Below are 19,204 nucleotides of genomic sequence, written 5' to 3'. Positions count from 1 at the left end.
GATCACAATGGCTGATCAATTAACCGTAACCACACTATATGCACGTCAACAAATGGCAAAGGCACGAGCAGAAGGAACAAAACTCACAAAAGTCGTCAAAATGGCGTTCGGCAATGGAGGAACAAAGGATGGAAAACCGATCTCTCTTGACGGAACCGAACAAGCACTCAAAAAAGAACTGGTTCAAAAAAATATTGATTCATTTACCTTCATGGAACCGGCAAAAATCCGCTACACCTGCACCATCGCTGAAGGAGAACTCGCAGGCGAAGTCATCAATGAACTAGCCCTTGTCGACGAAGCCGGCAAATTCACTGCCATCCGCACCATGACAGATAAACAAAAAGATGGCGACATCGAATTTGTTTTTGAGATTGATGATATTTATTAATGGAGGGGAAAAGAAGTGGACATAAAATCACCTTTACCGTTTGAAACCTCTGACAAAGCCCATGCCAACTTATTTAACCGGATGGTCGATACACTTGTGGAGAATGACAATGCGCTCAGTAGACAAATAGAAGGAATCACAAATGAAAGCTTGTTCATTTTAACAGGCGATCAAGCCATTCAAGATGCATCAGTCAGCGGTGAGCAATATCCAAATGGGATTACGTTGATGGCTATAGCGAATGATACCGGATATCCTACAAAATTAGGTTTTGTGAAGAACGAAAAAATAAATGAGTATCGTTTTATACAATATTATTATGGCAACGGTAATGAAACAACTAGTTATTTTACTAGTACTGGTATTTGGTTTAGACAATGGTATATAGCCTCAGGGTGGACAGAGTGGCACAAAATCTCTGGTTTTCTTCATACGAACATTGGTACAACTGGTAAGCAGTTGCTTAATAATGCTGAGCGACAAAAAATCCTTTTTAATCGAAAAATCAAAGATAGTCACAATAATTTTGATATAAAAAATAGTCGTTTTATTTGTCCGGAAAACGGAATGTATCTAGTAAACGCTGGAGTCTATATTGAGACGGTTCAAATGTATGCAAATTTTGAGCTGTCTATTTTTTTAAATGGTAAAAATTATAAAAATATATCTCATTATAGACATCTCCCTGCCACACCCTCTGAAACGGCAAAACTTGATATAGGTTTATATGGGGCTGCGAATGTTCCAGCTAATAAAGGAGATTACGTTGAAATTTACATGTATATAGGCTATGCGGGAAATTCTGATCGTTATATATCTGATAATTCAGGTTGGTACAACTATTTCGATATTACGGAATTAGGCGGCCGCAATTTCCCGAGAGTGTAGGAGGATTCAGATGATTTTATATGAAGCCATTAAGTATAAATACCCCGATGCGGACCCGCAAAAAGATTTTGAACTAAGAAATGATGGCGATGGTTCGTATTTAAACGAGTGGCATCTAGATGTGCCAAAGCCAACGGTAGAAGAGTTGAAAAAATGGTGGGAGGAATCCCAAGCCAACCCGAGGTATGAACCACCTCTTCCACTAGATTATCTAGCACAAGAAGTAGCCAAAGAAAAGCTAGTGAGAAAACAGCTTGAACACCAATGTGATCTTTTAACAAATGAACTAAAGGCGCTGAAAAATGAGATCCTCTTCATTAAAGGAGGGAGTGAAACATGAATTATTGGGTTATGGCATTATATTTCCAATGGGTGACACCTGAATTAGTTAAAGAAGCAGTTGAATTAGGTGATTGTTCGATGGAAGATCTAAATGCAGGATACGAGCAAAGGATGCTCACTTTAGAGCAGTTGCAAGAAATAAAACAAGCATCAAGAGTGAAAACTGAATAGAAATAAAAGGACCATACCTGATTTTTCAATGACATGTTCAAAGCACTACTTGAGAACGATATTAGAGCAGTTCTTAAAACATACAAATGATGCGAGAATACAGCAGCTAATACAAAAAAGCAGAAATGTGATGATTCACAGAGTGATTAGATAACATTATATAGTGGAAGGAAGCGTATAGTGATAATAGATTTGAAAGGAGAATGATCATGGAGATTAAGACACCACGTACTTTTAAAACAACTGATAAAGCCCATGCTGATCTATTTAATGACATGGTTGAGGCTTTTCTTGACAATGATGTGGGTCTATTAGAGTCAATCAATCAACATATGAAAGATATAAATCCACATGCATCTGAAGCAGAAAAGAAAAAATGGAACGATTCTCAGGGCTATAAAATTACAGCGGATAATGGAAGTCATTTAATTAATGTGCGAGCTGATGCTAGGATTTTTGATATGATAAAAGGAAAAGGAACGTGTACTTTTTATGCAGCTTCTGGAGTCGAAGATTCCCCATCAAATCTTTCATTGAGAGGATTACAGACAGTAGGCCAAGATAACATTGGTACTGGCTTTGCTGTAGATATTACTGGTAATGCTTATAGTTTTTACTATAATGCTGCAGATACTACTATTAACTGGACAAAGCTCCCGTCAAATGCTGAAAGAAATAAATGGAATGATGGGCAATTGTCTAAGATTACTTCAGATAATGGAGGGGTGATTCTATCTGTTTCAGATGGTGAAGATTTACTTGAAAAGGTTGTTTCTTTAGGCCCGAAGCATGGTACATTTTATGCCACAGGTAAAGCATTAAACAGCCCAACTACAAGATCATGTCGTGGTATGTATCATTTTACTTCTCAAGATAGTAATGGAAAAGGTACATTTGGATGGGTCATAGCAATAGATTATAACAATTACATGTATACAAATTATCTTGATTTAAATTTGGGGTGGCAAGGCTGGAAACGTGTTTTAACAAAGGAGGATATGGATAATACTTCTTTTGTTGATACGTATGATCTCGATAATTCTTCTGTATCAGCCGTTGAAAATGTTCCAACAAAACTTAATTTTGGTGATACAAGATCAGACGATTTAGGAGAGTATAATCGTTCGCGAGCTGAAATTACACTGAAAAATAATGGTCTGTATTTAATTAGGCTTTATCTTAATAGCAATAACATTCCTGTTGGATCAGATAGCATTTTGTCATGTTATGTGAATGGTACAGAATTTCAACGATTAGGTAATTGGAATCCTGTTATCTCATCAAGTATATGTGTATTGTACCTTCAACAAAAGTTTAAAGCGGGGGATAAGTTAACATTTTATATTACACCCAAAAACACTGGAAGAACTATTACAGTAAATAGGGCTTATGTTACTTTGTCACAGCTAAGATAGGATTATTTGAAAAATAAAGTGTGTGTGCAAATCGGTGGAAGCTGTCGTTCAAAACTTAATGACGTTCACTTTTACTAGATTCTATTTTATGTGTTCAATACAACAAAGGAACGAGAACAGAAACGCAATGCACAATACATGTTGTTAAAATTATTGGGTCAAATTGCAGGAAGAAAGAATGAGTTTGACTCTGTTGTTTTTACAATAAAGGAAGGGAATAGACCCATGCAATCGATCCACTTTATTGGAGTGGCGTCAATCATAGGTAAGGGCAGACGTGACAAATTAATATTATAAAAATCAGGATATTTAAAAAATATGTACTTAATATTGTTCTAATGACTTGAATCCTAATGAATTCATCACGTTTGGTTCCAAATCTAAGAACGAAGTGAAATAACTGATTTTTATCATAACATCACCTAATTCGTAATGTTTTTTGGAAGGAGAATAAGATCATAAAAACACCTCAACCTTTTAAGACGAGCGATAAAGCTCATGCAGATCTCTTTAACGATTTAGTGAAAATTTTAATTGAAAATGATCAGGAACTACTAGAACAATTCAACCTTCATACGAGAGATCCAATTCGTCACGTATCTGGTTCAGAAAAGAAAAAATGGAACGAATCTCAGCTATATAAACTGACAAATGATAACGGGTCCCAATTGATCAATATTCCTGCTGGTGGCAGTATCTATGAGGGAATTAAAGCGCTAGGGGCTTGCTCATTTTATGCGCCAGGTGGTTCTGGAGTAGTCGATTCCCCAGCTATAGGCAATGCTGCACTAAGAGGCTTTCAGTTTGTAGGTCAAAATAATATTGGCGTAGGAATTGCAATTGATACATCAGGCAACTCATTTTGTTTTTCCTATCATGTGAATGACATCGGAATCAACTGGATGCAAATGCCGACTCAAAATGAAAAAAACAAATGGAATGCAGGACAATTGTCTAAAATTACTGCTGACGATGGAAAAGCTTTTGAAAGAATTAATGCAGATGATCCTAGTATTTTAGATAAGCTGATAAAATTGCCGGGAGTTCATTCATGGTACATTCATGAAGCACATCCAGATCTTCCGACAAGAAGTTCAATGAGGGCGTTGTCTGTTTTTAGTGAAAATACCTATGGATGGGTCATCGGTGCAAACAATACAGGAGATGTCTATATTAACCGTTCAACAACTGATGTAACGGGTACACAACAAGAGTGGAGCGGTTGGAAACGTCTTAATGACCATAACCTATTAAATTCAAAGGGATTAAGACTTTCCATGTCAATAGGAACTGATATTTTAACGCTGCCATCCGGCTTTTACTTTGCAGTAGGATCTAATGTTGTAAATATGCCTGTCGATAATGATTCTTCTTGGTTTAATATTGATATCTTAGAAACGGTAAATGGTAGAAAGACTATTCATGTCATTAGAAGTTATGACAACACTCATTGGTTTGGTACTGTTCATACAGATGGTGTCTTTAAAGGTTGGAAAAAATTAGTGACTGATGCTGATTTTGAAAGTGTCAAGTGGCTAGATGTCACACTAGTCAATGGTTCCTCTATTGGAGACAGAGCGATCCAATATGTTAAATGGGGGAACTTATTATTGTTGAGGGGTCACCTAATAGCAAATAGAGAAGTGATCTGTGGAAGTATTCCAAATACAGGATTACCCGATAAAGGCATAGTAGTATCAGTTCCCGTATCAGGTACAACGGGTCATAGTAAATTATATATCTATAATACAGGAGAGCTAAAACTAACTGGTTTACATGCAGTGAATAACAGTGCAGTAACTGGCTACTATTTAGACATGGTTGTTCCATTAAATTAAGGAAGTGATACAAATGATAGAAGCCTATGAATACAATCAGCAAAATGAATTGATCAGACCTATCGAAGTGTTCGAAAGGGATGATGATGGAAATTATATTATTCCAGAGCAATGCACAACAATTGCACCACCCAATAATCCTTCTTTTTATAAGGCTGCATTTGATGTGAAAAAACAACAATGGTATGAATCAGCGACCCAAGAGTATAAAGACAGCTTAAAACCGGCCCCTCTCCCGCCAAGTGATATAGAACTTTTAAAGAAACAAAATGCTTTGTTATCAAAACAATTAACGCAGCTATTAGCTATGCAAAAAGTAGGTGCTTCAGATTGATGTTTCCAACTGTAGCGGATATCAAACAATTCTGGGACTGGCAGTGTTACGGCCCAGAGGACATTGCATTTTATGTAAGCATTGGCTGGATCTCGGCAGAAGACTATCAAAATATAACTGGAGAAATATACAAAGCCTAATGGCTTTATTTTTTTGCCGGAAAGAAGGTGATTCAAATGGAAGTAGATGTCGTTCAAAACTTAATGACACAAGGCCCATTCGCCGTTCTTTTTTGCTGGATTCTGTTTTATGTTCTCAACACAACAAAAGAACGAGAAAACAAACTCAATGAGCAAATCGAGGCGCAAAATGATGTGTTAGCAAAGTTTAGTGAGAAGTATGACGTCGTGATCGACAAGCTCGATAAAATTGAACGGAATTTAAAATAGGAGGAAAACATCATGAAAACATTCGACAAAGGCACTGTGATTCGCACAGTGCTTCTTTTTATTGCGCTTATCAACCAAACGCTTGTCATGTTTGGACAAACAGTGCTGCCGATTAGCGAGGAGCAAGTGCAAACCGTAGGAGAGGCACTATATGTGGCAGGTTCCACAATTTTCACTATGGTCACTGCCATGATCGCTTGGTTTAAAAATAATTATGTGACCTATAAAGGTCAATTGCAAAAAGATGCCCTGAAACAAAGAGGGTTAACAAAATAATTCTTAAAGGAGAAACAATATGGTGAAGATCATTCAAGCACTCATCCCAAAACAGAATCGCAACAGACCAGGAAACAGGATGAAGCCGCTCTATATTACGGTGCATAATACATCGAACACTGGACGGGGGGCTGATGCGGCAAATCATGCAGCATTTGTTGCTCGGGCAAGTACCGGGGTTAGCTGGCACTACACGGTCGATGATCAGGTCATTTATCAGCATTTACCTTTAAACGAAAATGGCTGGCACGCAGGAGATGGTAGAGGAACTGGCAATATGAAATCAATTGGAATTGAGATTTGTGAAAATGCAGGCGCTAATTTTGAACAGGCTGTTAAAAACGCCCAATGGCTTATTCGGAAACTGATGGGGGATTTAGGAATTCCTTTATCAAACGTGGTGCCACATAAGCATTGGAGCGGGAAAGAGTGTCCGCGTAAGCTGTTAAATCGTTGGGATGGCTTCAAGGCTGGTATTGCATCAGCATCAAGTCAAATGACAACAGCTAAACCTGTGAAAGAAACATCTATCAAAACCATATCAACGAGATCAACATCTAAAATCAACAAGGTCAAAAAAACATACAGTTTGCCCGCAGGTATTTTAAAAGTGACGAAGCCTCTTACAAAAGGGTCAGCTGTAAAAGCCGTACAACAAGCCCTAGCATCGATTTATTTTTATCCTGATAAGGGAGCGATCAATAATGGAATCGATGGGTACTACGGACCCAAGACTGCGAATGCAGTGTCTCGATTTCAAATGATGCATGGGTTAACCCCAGATGGCATATATGGTCCAAAGACCAAAGAAACATTAAGAAAGGTCATAGAAAGTTAACACATATGGAATGGATCAACCCTTATTTATTATAAAAAAGTAAAATAAAACCATTTTTGGTGTTATTTGTTGTATAATGATGAAAATGAATGGAGGGGTTGTATGAAGCGGATAAGTGTAATGATGTCTCTTTGTTTCATTGTCATGTTCCATTTTAATATGGAAAAGGTTGCAGCTAAGACCGTTTATCGAGAAGTAGAAGTTGATTTCATCATGACGGAACAGGAAAAAGATTTGTGGGTACCAGGAGGTCAAAATAATCCTGAACAATATCCATCTACTTATGGCTACCAATTTTCTATACTAAATGCAGAGGGTTGTACTTTAGAGGTGACACTCTACAGAACATCCTTATCAGGAACGGATTTTCCTTCATCAGTCAAAGAGTATACAGGTAACCAATATGATCTAAGTGCAACAGACCGAATTTTATCAAGTGGGCGCTACATTTATAGACCCCATGGTATTAAACTGACCAAAAAAGAAGGCTGTGGGGATGTTGAAATAAAAGGAGTCTTTGGTTATCAAATTCAAGAACCAGACAAATAAGCTTTTATGAGTAAAATCAAATGAAAAAGCCTATCCATCATTGGATAGGCTTTTGATAATGGAGCATAGCGGGATCGAACCGCTGACCTCTACGCTGCCAGCGTAGCGCTCTCCCAGCTGAGCTAATGCCCCGAAGTATTACGACATAACTTATTATAATCAATCCTCCTGTAAAATTCAAGCTGTAAAACACAAACACCCCGGCTATTTTTCTTTCTGAACAATTGGAATATAGTCAAAGATGTCTCCCGAATGAACCGAGTGGGCTAATCGTCTAAGCCAGTCATAATAGGCTTTTGAGCTTTCAAGCTGTTCAATGAGCTGTTTCGCTTCCTCTCTTTCATGTTCCTCCGCCTGATCATCATGAGCTACATCTTGAAGGCGTTCTTGCGCTTCTTCAATCGCTGCTAGATTGACCTCAACCTCACGTTCCCATTTTTGCGGGAAGAAGTTCATGAAAAACTTAAAAAAGTCTTTCTCAGCAACAAAGCTGTGTTTTCTTCGGCCACGGTGAAAGGTCTTTTTGACAATATTCATGTCTTGGAGTTTTTTCACACCTGTACTCATACTAGGCTTACTCATTTGCATCTCTTCACGCATTTCATCCAGCGTCATTTCCTCATTTAAATACATCGTCCCATATAAAATACCCGCACTTCTAGTAATGCCATAGAGATCCATTGTTTCAGCGATGGAATCAATGACGAGATCTTTAGCAGCTAAAATGCGGTCTTCTGCTTGTGGCTGTTCCTGCTTTTTCATCTTGTCCCTGCTTTCTATTAAGTGAATTCAATACGTTCAAAAAAATCTTTATGGACTATATGTTAACGAAAGAATGCAAAATGTCAAAATAAAAGAAGCATATCCACCCTTTGACAGAAAAATTTGAACATGTTAAGTTAATTATGTTCAAAACGTTAAATTTTTATTTAACAAACTTACCAAAGAGAATCAGAGGAGGTTCCTTCTATGAGTCAAACACTATTTATCGATGGACAATGGGTTGGCGCTAAGAGTGGCGACACAAGAGATATCATCAATCCATTTAATCAAGAAGTGATCGCGACAGTCAGTGAAGGATCAAGAAATGACGCGCAGTTAGCCATTAAGGCAGCAAGAAAAACCTTCGATCAAGGTGATTGGGCAAACATGCCTGGACTTGAAAGAGGAAATATTGTGTTTAAAATTGCGGAATTGATTAGACGAGACCTTGATGAATTAGCCAAATTAGAATCACTTGATACGGGTAAAACATTAGAGGAAAGCAAAGCAGATATGGACGATATTGCGAATGTATTTCAATATTATGCAGGTCTTGCTGATAAGGATGGCGGGGAAATCATTGCATCGCCTATTCCAAATTCAAAAAGTGAATTAGTCCGAGAACCTGTCGGTGTATGCGGTCAAATCACTCCTTGGAACTATCCATTGCTTCAAGCGAGCTGGAAAATCGCTCCTGCCCTTGCAGCTGGAAATACAATCGTACTAAAGCCAAGTGAAATTACACCATTAACCACGATCAAAGTTTTCAAACTTATGGAAGAAGCGGGCGTTCCAGCAGGCGTTGCCAACTTAGTGCTTGGACCTGGAGCAACTGTTGGAGATGAGCTGGCTGTCAATGACCAAGTCGATTTAATTTCATTCACAGGCGGTATTGAAACAGGGAAGAAAATCATGCAGGGAGCCAGCGGGAATGTGAAGAAAATCGCCCTTGAGCTCGGCGGGAAAAACCCGAATATCGTCTTTCAAGATGCTGATTTAGACGTAGCGGTTGACCAGGCAATGAATGCTGTGTTTTTCCATGCAGGGCAAGTGTGTTCAGCAGGTTCACGCTTGTTAGTGGAAGAATCTATTCATGATGAATTTTTAGAAGAACTGGTGAAGCGTACGAAAAAAATCAAGCTAGGCAACGGCTTTGATGAAGGAACCCAGAGCGGACCGCTCATCTCAGCTGAGCATCGAGAAAAAGTAGAAAAATACGTCAGCATCGGTTTAGACGAAGGAGCAACCTTAGAGACAGGTGGGAAACGACCTGATGCAGAGGAGCTTCAAAAAGGATTCTTCTACTTGCCGACGATTTTCTCAGGCTGTACATCAGAGATGCGAATTGTACAGGAAGAAGTGTTTGGACCAGTCCTCACTGTCGAAACCTTCCGATCAGAGGAAGAAGTCATCGAGCTGGCAAATGACACGATTTATGGTTTAGCAGGAGCGGTGTGGTCTTCTGATATTGGCAAAGCCGAACGAGTGGCTCGTCAATTAAGATTAGGCACGGTATGGATCAACGACTTCCATCCTTATTTTGCCCAAGCACCGTGGGGCGGATATAAACAATCAGGTCTTGGACGTGAATTAGGACGTACGGGCCTTGAAGAATATACGGAACTAAAACATTTATATCGAAATACAAAACCAGAAGCGGTTCATTGGTTTAAATAAATATCACTTATCTGGAGGAGATTCTATATGACTTTAAATATGAAAATTGAAAGCATGCAAAAATTCCATACGTTTGAAATTCCGACTGTCATCAAGCATGGCATTGGGGCAGTGAAACATGTTGGGGAAGAAGTAAAAGCATACGGCGTTTCAAAGGTATTGCTTGTCACAGATCCTGGTATTTATCAAGCAGGTGTTGTAGATCCAGTGATTGCTTCATTAAAAGAAGCGCAAATTGATGTGGTTCTATTTAATAAAGTAGAACCAAACCCGCCAGTCCGTTTAGTGAATGAAGGATCTGCGTTATATGAAAAAGAAGGTTGTAATGGTTTAGTCGCAGTAGGTGGCGGAAGCTCAATGGATACAGCGAAGGCTATCGGTGTGGAAGCGACTCATGAAGGATCAGTTCTTGATTACGAAGCGGCTGAGGGGAAAAAACCGCTTGAAAATAGAATCCCTCCGTTAACCACAATTCCGACAACGGCTGGTACAGGTTCAGAGGTCACGCAGTGGGCAGTGATCACTGACGAAGAAAGGGAATTTAAATTCAACACAGGTGGACCGCTCATTGCAGCTCACCTAACAGTGATTGATCCTGAGCTTCATGTATCTATGCCGCCGCATGTGACGGCAATGACGGGTATCGATGCGCTTGCGCACGCGATCGAATGCTATACGATGAAGTTTGCTCAGCCAATTACAGATGCGGTAGCGCTCATGGCCATTGAATATGCTGCTCATTATATTCGCCGTGCCTTTGCCGATGGAGAGGATTTGGAAGCAAGATATGGCATGGCACAAGCCGCGATGCTTGCCGGACTTTCCTATGGCAGTGAATCAGCTGGCGCAGCCCATGCGATGAGCCAAACGCTTGGGGGTATTATTCCTGTCGCACATGGCCAATGTGTAGCGGCAATGATGGGACCTGTCATGGAATATAACTGGAAAGGGTACCCAGAGAAGTTCGCTCGAATTGCGCAAGCATTCGGAATTGATACAAGCAGAATGATAACAGAGGAAGCCGCAAAAGCAGCAGTGAATTGGATGTATGATTTAGTGGAAGACCTAGAAGTTCCTTCATTAGAAGAACAAGGTGTACCAAAAGATATGATCGATCGCTTATCTAAAGAAGCAATGAAAGATCCGCAAACAGTTGGAAATCCAAGAGACCTGAACGAAAAAGCATACAACTGGATTTACGCTCGCTGCTTTGATTTAACACCTAAAACAGTGTAACAATGAAAAAAGGCTCCCAAAAGGGAGTCTTTTTTACATCTTATAGCTGTTCTTTAATTTCTTTAATTTGATGAATATGGCGCTTTTCATGTGCGCCGATAAAATCAAGGTATTGCTTTAATGAAAGTTCTTCAAACACAGGATGTGCAATCACGCGTTTGAAATCTTCCTCTGTAAACGTTGATAAAATTTGATTTAATTTCTCACGAGCTGTATCAAGCTCATCTTTTAAATGTGTAGGTGTCACATGCTTGCGCTCTGGCTCAACAATACTAGGCGCAGTGGCTTTTCTTGAACGATCCTCTGCCATTTCCACCGGCTTTGGCTCATATTCTTTAATCGGTGCTTTTTTCCCCTCGGCAGCTAGATGTTTTGCTGCAACTAGGTCCATCTTCTTTAAATGATCTGCCACCTCTTGAATACTCCAAGTATCATCAGATAATTTTTGATTCAATTGTTCTTCGTTCAAACCTTGCAGCTCTTGCCACAATTCTTGTCTTGCATCATGTAATAAACTCATTTTCATCACCTCAAGATCAAATTTTAACATACTGGTACATGACAATCATTCTTGAGCTATCGTTGAATTCCTTTGAAGAATTGTGAGGAAATTTGAAACCTTTACAAAAGTGGTTCGTATTACCTGTTAGAAGGAATACACTTGGATGTGAGCATGGTCTAAATGAATGAAAGGCTGCTCATTTCATAAAGAAAGGGTGAGGAAGATGGATGTGTTTGGGCTGCCTCTTCAGACGCTGTACTTATACATATTGATGGTATCAGGAATCCTGACGCTTGTTTTCGTCTTTTTTGGCGATGTATTTGATGGATTGTTTGAAGCGATTCCTGTCCCGTTCCTTCAACCAACATTGATCCTCGCATTTCTTACCTTTTTCTCGGCTGGAGGATTTATCTCTGAAAAAACAGCAATTGTAGGAAGTGGACTTGGCGCAGTATTATCTACCATTCTCGCAGTGGTTCTCGTTACTTGTTTAAATGTATTTGTCTTAGTCCCGCTTTCCTCTGCTGAAGAATCTCTTTCATATACGGAGGCCGACCTAAAAGGAAGAACTGGGGAGATCATTGTATCTGTACCAAAAGATGGGTTTGGAGAAGTGCTGTTAATTAGTAACAGCGGGAAAATCTCAAAGCCTGCCGTCAGTTTCGACGAAGAGGAGATTCCATATGGAACCCGGGTGCTGGTCGTCGAAGTGAACAAAGGCGTGTTATCTGTTATACCAAATGAAGAAATCTAGGAGGGAATGCTATGCCAGGAACAACCATATTAATTATTATTGGAATTGTGCTTGTGATTCTCATTGCACTTATTGGTGTATTTGTTTCGAAATACCGGACAGCTGGTCCAGATGAAGCATTAATCGTCACAGGAAGTTACCTCGGAAGTAAAAATGTCCACGTGGATGAAGGTGGAAACAAGATTAAGATTGTAAGAGGTGGAGGTACCTTTGTACTCCCTGTTTTTCAACAAGCAGAGCCGCTCAGCTTACTATCTAGCAAGCTAGATGTTTCAACGCCTGAAGTCTATACTGAACAAGGTGTACCAGTCATGGCCGATGGAACGGCGATCATTAAAATTGGCGGATCAATTGAAGAAATCGCCACTGCGGCAGAGCAGTTTTTAGGGAAAACAAAAGAAGATCGTGAAAATGAAGCAAGAGAAGTACTAGAAGGACACCTTCGCTCCATTTTAGGGTCAATGACAGTTGAAGAGATTTATAAAAACAGAGAGAAATTTTCTCAAGAAGTACAGCGTGTCGCTTCTCAAGATCTAGCGAAAATGGGTCTTGTCATTGTATCGTTTACAATCAAAGATGTCCGTGATAAAAATGGCTATTTAGAATCACTAGGTAAACCTAGAATTGCTCAAGTGAAACGCGATGCAGATATTGCAACAGCAGAAGCAGATAAAGAAACACGTATCAAACGTGCAGAAGCAGATAAAGATGCGAAGAAATCTGAGCTTGAGCGTGCCACTGAAATCGCTGAAGCAGAAAAAATCAATGAGCTGAAAAGAGCAGAATTCAGACGTGAACAAGATACAGCAAAAGCAAGCGCCGACCAAGCGTACGATCTTGAAACAGCTCGTAATCGTCAGCATGTAACTGAACAAGAAATGCAAGTCAAAATCATTGAACGTCAGAAGCAAATTGAATTAGAAGAAAAAGAGATCCAGCGTCGTGAGCGTCAATACGATTCTGAAGTGAAAAAGAAAGCAGATGCGGACCGTTATGCTGTTGAGCAGTCGGCTGCGGCGGAAAAAGCGAAGCGTCTTGCAGAAGCAGATGCGAAGAAATACAGCATTGAAGCAATGGCAAAAGCAGAAGCAGAGAAAGTTCGGATTGACGGGCTTGCCAAAGCGGAAGCCGATCGTGCAAAAGGGGAAACAGAAGCAGAAGTCATTAGGTTGAAAGGACTTGCGGAAGCAGAAGCGAAAGAGAAAATTGCAGAAGCATTCGAACAGTATGGTCAAGCGGCGATTCTTGATATGATTGTGAAAATGCTACCTGAATATGCGAAACAAGTATCTGCTCCACTTTCTAACATTGATAAAATTACAGTTGTTGATACAGGTGGTAACGGGGAAGGCAGCGGCGCCAACAAAGTGACCAGCTATGCGACAAACCTTATGTCCAGTCTTCAAGAAAGTCTGAAAGCTTCTTCTGGAATTGATGTTAAAGAAATTATTGAGAATTTCTCTGGCAAAGGCAATGTGAAACAAAGCATCCAAGAACTGACGAATGAAATCAAACAGCCAAGAAAAAAAGAAATCGCTGAACGTCAAATAGAAGAATAAAATCAAAAGACACCTTCTGATAGAGGGTGTCTATTTTACTTGGGGTACATGCCGGTGTCTTTTGATAGATGAAGAAAGATTCACAAGAATGCCTGCGGATATCATCATGAACACCAATGAAGACCCGCCGTAGCTAATAAAGGGAAGGGGTATGCCTGTAATGGGGAGAAGCCCGAAGACAGCTCCTAGATTAAAGCCTGCTTGAATCATGATTTGAAAAGTAAGCCCGATCGTTAATAGCTTTCCAAATGGATCTTGTAAATCTTGAACGATTCGAACGGCGCGATACATGATGAGTAGGTAGGCACCCAACACAAACGACAGCCCCATGATTCCCAGCTCTTCACTGATGATGGCCATAATAAAATCAGTATGGGCTTCAGGAAGAAATCCTAGTTTTTGAATGCTTCCGCCTAAACCATTCCCGGTAAGCCCTCCTGAATTCATGGCAAGATAAGAATGGATCAGCTGATAACCATCTCCATCCTCATACATGAAAGGATCACGAAAAGAAGTGATTCGTTTCAAGCGATAAGGAGCGGTCACAGCAAAAAAAGTGATCCCTGCCGCAGCCGTCGAACCTAGTAGAATGAGGTGGCGTGTTTTAAGTCCAGCACATAATAAGACGATACCGCAGCTCAATAAAATAGAAACTGCTGTACCTAAATCTGGCTGTTTTAAAATCAATAAAAAAGCTAGACTTAAAAGAAGAAGTGGAGGCAGTACTCCTTTTTTAAAGGATGTAATGTACGCTTGTTTCCTTGCATATACATAGGCAAAATAGATGATCATCACTAATTTCACAGCCTCAGACGGCTGGATGATCAGAGAGCCCAATTGAACCCATCGCTGTGAATTGTTTTTGACAACACCGATTCCAGGAAGCAGGACAAGGATAAGACATAACAATGACAGCATAACAAGCCACCGAATATATTTACGGTAAGCTTGATATGGAACCAGGGCCGCGGCGATGAAAAAGAAGAACCCAATCAAAAGCCATTGCCACTGTTTCATGAAGAAGTAGCTGCCCTGTCCATATTTTATTTCGCCTAAAGGATAACTCGCACTGTACACCATCAGTAATCCAAAGAAACAAAGACAAACAATCGTCCCAGCAAGAATGTAGTCGATTTTTTTTAGGTGAGAAAGAATCAATGACATCACCTTCAATCCCAGTTACGTCCAAACATGTAGGATGAGGACCTCAAATTGACACTAAAGACAAGGCCAATGGCGATCATATTGGTTAAAAGCGCACTGCCCCCATAGCTGATAAAAGGAAGGGCAAGACCAGTCACAGGCATTAGCCCTACTGTCATCCCAACGTTTTGGAAGACTTGAAAGACGATCAGCCCAACCACCCCAGCACATATATAAAGCCCATAAAGGGTATTCGCATGCATAGCCACATGAATCATTCGATAGATCATCATAAGATATAAACAGATCAATAGGGAGGCGCCGATAAAACCAAACTCCTCACCAATAACTGCAAATATAAAATCTGTGTGGGCTTCAGGGATATTTCCCCCTTGTACTTGATTTCCTTTTGTATAACCGCTTCCTGATAATTGTCCTGACCCAATGCCAAGCATTGCTTGTTTCAGTTGATACCCATATGTCGAATCAAATTCATCTGGGGAGAGCCACCCATAAATGCGATCAAGCTGATGAGGTTTAATCACTTTTGTAAAGTGCTCAAAATGTTCATTGTGCAAGTAGGTCAAAAATGCAAGAAGCCCGAGAAAAGAAGCGATTAATGCAGCGATCATCTTACTTGAAATGCCTGACACAAGCATCAGTGTAAAAGCTATAGACAAGATCACAAGTGCCGTTCCCAAATCTGGCTGAATTAAAATCAGGAAAAAAGGAACAGCGGTCCAGCATATGATGTTCATTGTGGGAATCATGCTTTCTTTAAACGCAAAGCGCTGATGTTTGTATCGATTTAAAATAGCCGCTAACAGAAGAATGACAAAAATTTTCATAAATTCTGATGGTTGCACTTTCATGGGCCCCAAGCTGATCCATCTTTGGGAGCCATTTTGATTCGTGCCAAAAAAATGAACGAGAATGATGAGGAAGAGACCACCTGCAAATAATCGAAAAGATAACCGCTCAAGCAGTTCATAATCAAAGTAAGCAACTGCCGCCATAAGGCCAAAGCCGACGATATACCAGAAAACTTGTCTTTTGACGAAATAAAACATATCTTGCGTTTCATACTGTCCCGATCCGCTATACACAGCCAGCAGGCTGATCACAAAGAAGCAAATGACAGTGAATAATAATGCGAAGTCAATGCTGTTCTGTTTTTTCATGTCTCCGTCACCTGCTATGACCTATTTGTCAGCTGGTTTAATACGACCTGCACCGCTGCAGCGTCATCAATATAGCCGATCGGAAAAATATAATCTGGTATTAAATCAACGGGCATAATGAAGTAAAGTAATGCGCCTCCCATCAACATCAATTCTCGAGAAGTACCCCGTGCGCTCATGAACGAGCTGTACATGCTTTTCAATTGATCAAGAAATGGCCCAACACCGCTTATCGTGTCTATCTTTTTTTCAAACTTTGCTGAGATCGTTTCTTTTCCCTCGTCTGATTGACTATAGGTCTCATATTCATTTAACTTCTGTTTCAATTCATTCTCGCTGAACGTTCCGTCATAGACATCATGATCTTTCAGCGTTCGCTCAATCTCTTCTACCGCTTGAATGAACGTATCACCGTGAACTCTTTCGTTTTTAATTGAAAATCCAGCCGTGATCAATAGATGATCTAAAGAAATGTGTAGAGCATCTGAAAGCCGCTGTAAATGGTTCAAAGTCGGTTTTCTTTTTCCGTTCATGATTCTAGACAGTGTGGCTTTATCAATTTCTGTTTGTGTACTCAGTTCTCTTAATGAAAGAGAACGTATTTGCAGTTGTTCTTTTAAAAACTGCCGAAGCTCAGTTGTTTTAAATTCCATCTCTTTCCTCACCCTTTTCATAAAGTTCAACTCTTTAATAGAAGAAGTCGTACCCAATATATAGGGGTGTTGACAAAATGTCAACGAATATCCATTAGGGATTGAATTTTATAAAATAGCAACTTATCATATGAAACATAGAGTAGGAAATTGCTAAAAGGGGTGTTCAGATGAAGGTTAGACATGCAGTACATAATGATATTCCTAAAATTGCCGAAATTCATGTGAAGAGCTGGCAAACGACTTATCACGGCATTATTTCACAAGAGTATTTAGATGATTTAAATGTAGAGGAGCGGGAAGAGAGCTGGAGAAGCAGGTCGCTTGAAGGCACGTTTGTCGCAGAGGATGCTGACGGAGTATTTGGTTTTGCTTCCTTCGGAAAACAGCGTGATGAGAGATATTCAATATATGATGGTGAGCTTTATGCCATCTATTTGTTGCAGAGAAAACAGAAATCAGGAGCGGGTATGGCTTTGATTGCAAAAGGTGTGGATTATTTAATAGAGAAAGGCTATCAGAATATGCTGCTCTGGGTATTTGAGCAAAATTCAGCTAAGCAATTTTATCAAAAACTTCAACCTAGTTTTGCCGTCACCAGCCAGTTCGAGCTGGCTGGTGAGAACCATGAAGAAATAGGGTATGGATGGGAACTATCTGTACTAAGTGCTCATGTTCAACAGATTATATCGTCAGCTTCCAGTAATAATGAGAGAAAAAAGTAAAAAGGGTGGCGAGTAAAATATAAGATATAAAAGGAGAAGCCTCTACTTTTCCTTTCACACCTGCTATTTTTAATGCCTCATAGAAACTGGCCAAAAAGTAGGCGAGACTGAGGATGTAACAGCACAGCATAATGGAGTAAGGATTCATTGTCGTACCTCCAGTATGAAATTTTCTACTATTAATAGATTCAATAGAGCAGCAAATTATGCATAAAAAAATAACCCGCTGAAACAGCTGGGTTATTTTTGTCGAGGAAAAACCAAACGAGACGCACTAGGGATGAGTAAACAAAGAACAATACTACAAATGATAAATGAAGGAATCATATATGTGCTGTTATAAACTAATGAATACACCCATCCTGGTGTTCCTTTTGGTGCATATTGAGAAAAGAAAACTACGCCTGAAATAAAGAACGTCAGCAGCCTGAAAAAACTGGCGACAAATACAGCTAGGATAATATAGAAGAATTGTTTCTTTCGCTTTTTATCCTGAATGGCTTTTTTAATTGATCCTGAGAATAGCCCGCTTAAACAAATCACAACAGATGCGACAAAGTAATCGAGAAATCCTTGTACAGGTGTAGCAATAATAGGATTGTTCATCAGCTGCAGTCCTGCGATTAACACACCGATGATAAATCCAGCAGACACCCCCCATCTAATGGACATGAGAATGACAGGAATCATGATCAGTGCAATTGACCCGCCGTTTGGCATTCTTAAAAAGAGACCTGATAAATAATCTAAAACAAGTGCAAGAGAAGTCATGATGGCGATCTCCATCAGTCGTACTAATTGATTTGATTGCTGCATAAAAAAATCCCCTTTTCACGAATTGTGCAAGGAGAGACCATGTCAGGATGAGTATGTGATTCATAGAAAAACATATCGGCTTGAATACAATGCATGTATGCAAGTGATTCCACATTCCTACTTCAGTATTAACTGACAGGTTCAAAGGGTCAGAACAACGAATTGTTCACTCTCAGCACAAAGCTCCCCCTGCGGTTATTTAATTTCAATCTATTATAAATATACTAAAGACCTACAGGATCAACAATAGTGAATTACGGAGTTAAGCCCTTTTTGTACGAATATATAGGAAGAGATCAAGAAAAATAAATTATTTAGAAAAAATACTTGTTTCTTCTTTTAAAAGGTGTTATATTTGTATTCGCCGCTGAAACAGCGCGGTTGAGAAATAACATTCAAGAAAAAAGTTGTTGACTTCATCTTGATAGAATGTTATATTAATAAAGTCGCCTCTGAGCGAAAATGAAGATGATCTTTGAAAACTAAACAAGACAAAACGTACCTGTTAATTCGAGTTTTTATAAAAAATCCTATGATACTTCATAGGTAGTCAGTCGGACTGACGAGGCAGGAAATGATCACATGCTAAGTTCGCTACATCGTGTAGCAACGCATGTGTGATATGCATCCTGCATACCTCGGAGAGTTTGATCCTGGCTCAGGACGAACGCTGGCGGCGTGCCTAATACATGCAAGTCGAGCGGACAGAAGGGAGCTTGCTCCCGGATGTTAGCGGCGGACGGGTGAGTAACACGTGGGTAACCT

23 protein-coding genes, 1 tRNA gene, 1 rRNA gene and 1 riboswitch are annotated in these 19,204 nt (G+C 39.8%); of the genes, 18 read left to right on the top strand and 7 right to left on the bottom strand.

Annotated features, from left to right (window positions below):
* The first annotated feature begins 7 nt into the window (after positions 1 to 7).
* The 12 genes from FBF75_RS05245 (at position 8) to FBF75_RS05190 (ending at position 7,431) form a co-directional block, all read left to right on the top strand.
* The gene (locus tag FBF75_RS05245) at positions 8 to 391 is read left to right on the top strand and encodes a phage tail-collar fiber domain-containing protein (protein WP_116306108.1); all 384 of its coding nucleotides are present in this window, start codon (positions 8 to 10) and stop codon (positions 389 to 391) included.
* Between the two features lie 15 nt (positions 392 to 406).
* A complete protein-coding gene (locus FBF75_RS05240) occupies positions 407 to 1,279 on the top strand; it encodes a hypothetical protein (protein ID WP_046526570.1) in 873 nt (290 codons plus the stop codon).
* 10 nt (positions 1,280 to 1,289) lie between these two features.
* On the top strand, positions 1,290 to 1,619 hold the full coding sequence (locus tag FBF75_RS05235; RefSeq protein ID WP_017367928.1) for an XkdW family protein: 330 nt from the start codon (positions 1,290 to 1,292) through the stop codon (positions 1,617 to 1,619).
* Positions 1,616 to 1,792 carry a phage portal protein gene (locus FBF75_RS05230; RefSeq protein ID WP_017367927.1) on the top strand — a complete coding sequence of 59 codons (177 nt, stop codon included), beginning with the start codon at positions 1,616 to 1,618 and terminating at the stop codon, positions 1,790 to 1,792. Before FBF75_RS05235 ends, FBF75_RS05230 begins: the two co-directional genes overlap by 4 nt.
* Positions 1,793 to 2,001: 209 nt before the next feature.
* The gene (locus FBF75_RS05225) at positions 2,002 to 3,207 is read left to right on the top strand and encodes a hypothetical protein (protein WP_046526571.1); all 1,206 of its coding nucleotides are present in this window, start codon (positions 2,002 to 2,004) and stop codon (positions 3,205 to 3,207) included.
* Positions 3,208 to 3,728: 521 nt separating this feature from the next.
* Entirely contained in the window at positions 3,729 to 5,045 is a 1,317-nt protein-coding gene (locus FBF75_RS05220; protein WP_240692315.1) for a hypothetical protein, read from the top strand.
* Between the two features lie 13 nt (positions 5,046 to 5,058).
* A complete protein-coding gene (locus FBF75_RS05215; protein ID WP_136944509.1) occupies positions 5,059 to 5,379 on the top strand; it encodes a hypothetical protein in 321 nt (106 codons plus the stop codon).
* Positions 5,379 to 5,519 (top strand): XkdX family protein, encoded by a 141-nt coding sequence (locus FBF75_RS05210; protein WP_039170001.1) that lies wholly within the window; start codon positions 5,379 to 5,381, stop codon positions 5,517 to 5,519. The genes FBF75_RS05215 and FBF75_RS05210 overlap by 1 nt, the downstream gene beginning before the upstream one ends.
* A gap of 36 nt (positions 5,520 to 5,555) precedes the next feature.
* Positions 5,556 to 5,768 (top strand): BhlA/UviB family holin-like peptide, encoded by a 213-nt coding sequence (locus FBF75_RS05205; RefSeq protein ID WP_017367922.1) that lies wholly within the window; start codon positions 5,556 to 5,558, stop codon positions 5,766 to 5,768.
* 12 nt (positions 5,769 to 5,780) lie between these two features.
* A complete protein-coding gene (locus FBF75_RS05200) occupies positions 5,781 to 6,044 on the top strand; it encodes a phage holin (RefSeq protein WP_116306105.1) in 264 nt (87 codons plus the stop codon).
* A gap of 19 nt (positions 6,045 to 6,063) precedes the next feature.
* Positions 6,064 to 6,882 (top strand): peptidoglycan recognition protein family protein, encoded by an 819-nt coding sequence (locus FBF75_RS05195; RefSeq protein ID WP_136944508.1) that lies wholly within the window; start codon positions 6,064 to 6,066, stop codon positions 6,880 to 6,882.
* A gap of 102 nt (positions 6,883 to 6,984) precedes the next feature.
* Positions 6,985 to 7,431 (top strand): biofilm-forming protein, encoded by a 447-nt coding sequence (locus FBF75_RS05190; protein ID WP_136944507.1) that lies wholly within the window; start codon positions 6,985 to 6,987, stop codon positions 7,429 to 7,431.
* A gap of 59 nt (positions 7,432 to 7,490) precedes the next feature.
* Here the strand turns inward: FBF75_RS05190 and FBF75_RS05185 are convergent.
* Positions 7,491 to 7,563, bottom strand: a tRNA-Ala gene (locus FBF75_RS05185).
* Positions 7,564 to 7,635: 72 nt separating this feature from the next.
* A complete protein-coding gene (cudC, locus tag FBF75_RS05180; RefSeq protein WP_136944506.1) occupies positions 7,636 to 8,193 on the bottom strand; it encodes a choline uptake/conversion transcriptional regulator CudC in 558 nt (185 codons plus the stop codon).
* Between the two features lie 207 nt (positions 8,194 to 8,400).
* Here cudC and betB point away from each other — a divergent pair, with 207 nt between their 5' ends.
* Both betB and FBF75_RS05170 read left to right on the top strand, forming a co-directional pair.
* Positions 8,401 to 9,870: a betaine-aldehyde dehydrogenase gene (gene betB, locus FBF75_RS05175; RefSeq protein WP_058213676.1), complete on the top strand. Its 1,470-nt coding sequence runs from the start codon at positions 8,401 to 8,403 to the stop codon at positions 9,868 to 9,870.
* Between the two features lie 27 nt (positions 9,871 to 9,897).
* Positions 9,898 to 11,106: an iron-containing alcohol dehydrogenase gene (locus FBF75_RS05170; RefSeq protein WP_136944505.1), complete on the top strand. Its 1,209-nt coding sequence runs from the start codon at positions 9,898 to 9,900 to the stop codon at positions 11,104 to 11,106.
* Between the two features lie 40 nt (positions 11,107 to 11,146).
* Here FBF75_RS05170 and FBF75_RS05165 read toward each other — a convergent pair whose 3' ends face one another.
* Positions 11,147 to 11,626 carry a DinB family protein gene (locus FBF75_RS05165; protein WP_019743389.1) on the bottom strand — a complete coding sequence of 160 codons (480 nt, stop codon included), beginning with the start codon at positions 11,624 to 11,626 and terminating at the stop codon, positions 11,147 to 11,149.
* A gap of 205 nt (positions 11,627 to 11,831) precedes the next feature.
* On the opposite strand from FBF75_RS05165, the gene FBF75_RS05160 reads away from it, so the two are divergent.
* Both FBF75_RS05160 and FBF75_RS05155 read left to right on the top strand, forming a co-directional pair.
* Positions 11,832 to 12,362: an NfeD family membrane protein gene (locus FBF75_RS05160; protein WP_056702380.1), complete on the top strand. Its 531-nt coding sequence runs from the start codon at positions 11,832 to 11,834 to the stop codon at positions 12,360 to 12,362.
* A gap of 11 nt (positions 12,363 to 12,373) precedes the next feature.
* Positions 12,374 to 13,921, top strand: coding sequence for a flotillin family protein (locus FBF75_RS05155; protein ID WP_076820979.1), 1,548 nt, complete (start codon positions 12,374 to 12,376; stop codon positions 13,919 to 13,921).
* Positions 13,922 to 13,951: 30 nt separating this feature from the next.
* Here the strand turns inward: FBF75_RS05155 and ftsW are convergent, their stop codons facing one another.
* Genes ftsW through FBF75_RS05140 form a run of 3 tightly spaced genes read right to left on the bottom strand, consistent with a single transcriptional unit; the run spans position 13,952 to position 16,898 of the window.
* Positions 13,952 to 15,085 carry a putative lipid II flippase FtsW gene (ftsW, locus tag FBF75_RS05150; RefSeq protein WP_481746905.1) on the bottom strand — a complete coding sequence of 378 codons (1,134 nt, stop codon included), beginning with the start codon at positions 15,083 to 15,085 and terminating at the stop codon, positions 13,952 to 13,954.
* 5 nt (positions 15,086 to 15,090) lie between these two features.
* Positions 15,091 to 16,245: a rod shape-determining protein RodA gene (gene rodA, locus FBF75_RS05145; protein WP_136944504.1), complete on the bottom strand. Its 1,155-nt coding sequence runs from the start codon at positions 16,243 to 16,245 to the stop codon at positions 15,091 to 15,093.
* Between the two features lie 14 nt (positions 16,246 to 16,259).
* Positions 16,260 to 16,898: a DUF1232 domain-containing protein gene (locus FBF75_RS05140; protein WP_169476055.1), complete on the bottom strand. Its 639-nt coding sequence runs from the start codon at positions 16,896 to 16,898 to the stop codon at positions 16,260 to 16,262.
* Between the two features lie 170 nt (positions 16,899 to 17,068).
* Between FBF75_RS05140 and FBF75_RS05135 the strand changes: the two genes are divergently transcribed.
* Positions 17,069 to 17,623: a GNAT family N-acetyltransferase gene (locus FBF75_RS05135; protein ID WP_136944503.1), complete on the top strand. Its 555-nt coding sequence runs from the start codon at positions 17,069 to 17,071 to the stop codon at positions 17,621 to 17,623.
* Between the two features lie 240 nt (positions 17,624 to 17,863).
* On the opposite strand, the gene thiT is transcribed toward FBF75_RS05135, so the two are convergent.
* Positions 17,864 to 18,439 carry an energy-coupled thiamine transporter ThiT gene (gene thiT, locus FBF75_RS05125; protein ID WP_136944502.1) on the bottom strand — a complete coding sequence of 192 codons (576 nt, stop codon included), beginning with the start codon at positions 18,437 to 18,439 and terminating at the stop codon, positions 17,864 to 17,866.
* 97 nt (positions 18,440 to 18,536) lie between these two features.
* A riboswitch (TPP riboswitch) is annotated at positions 18,537 to 18,639 on the bottom strand.
* A gap of 435 nt (positions 18,640 to 19,074) precedes the next feature.
* Between thiT and FBF75_RS05120 the strand changes: the two genes are divergently transcribed.
* Positions 19,075 to 19,204, top strand: a 16S ribosomal RNA gene (locus tag FBF75_RS05120); the annotation flags it as partial.

Source organism: Bacillus sp. S2(2019) (assembly GCF_005144805.1).
Lineage (GTDB): Bacteria > Bacillota > Bacilli > Bacillales > Bacillaceae > Bacillus > Bacillus altitudinis.
The sequence above is the reverse complement of the archived record's forward strand: the minus strand, read 5'-3'. Positions and strand labels throughout refer to the sequence as shown.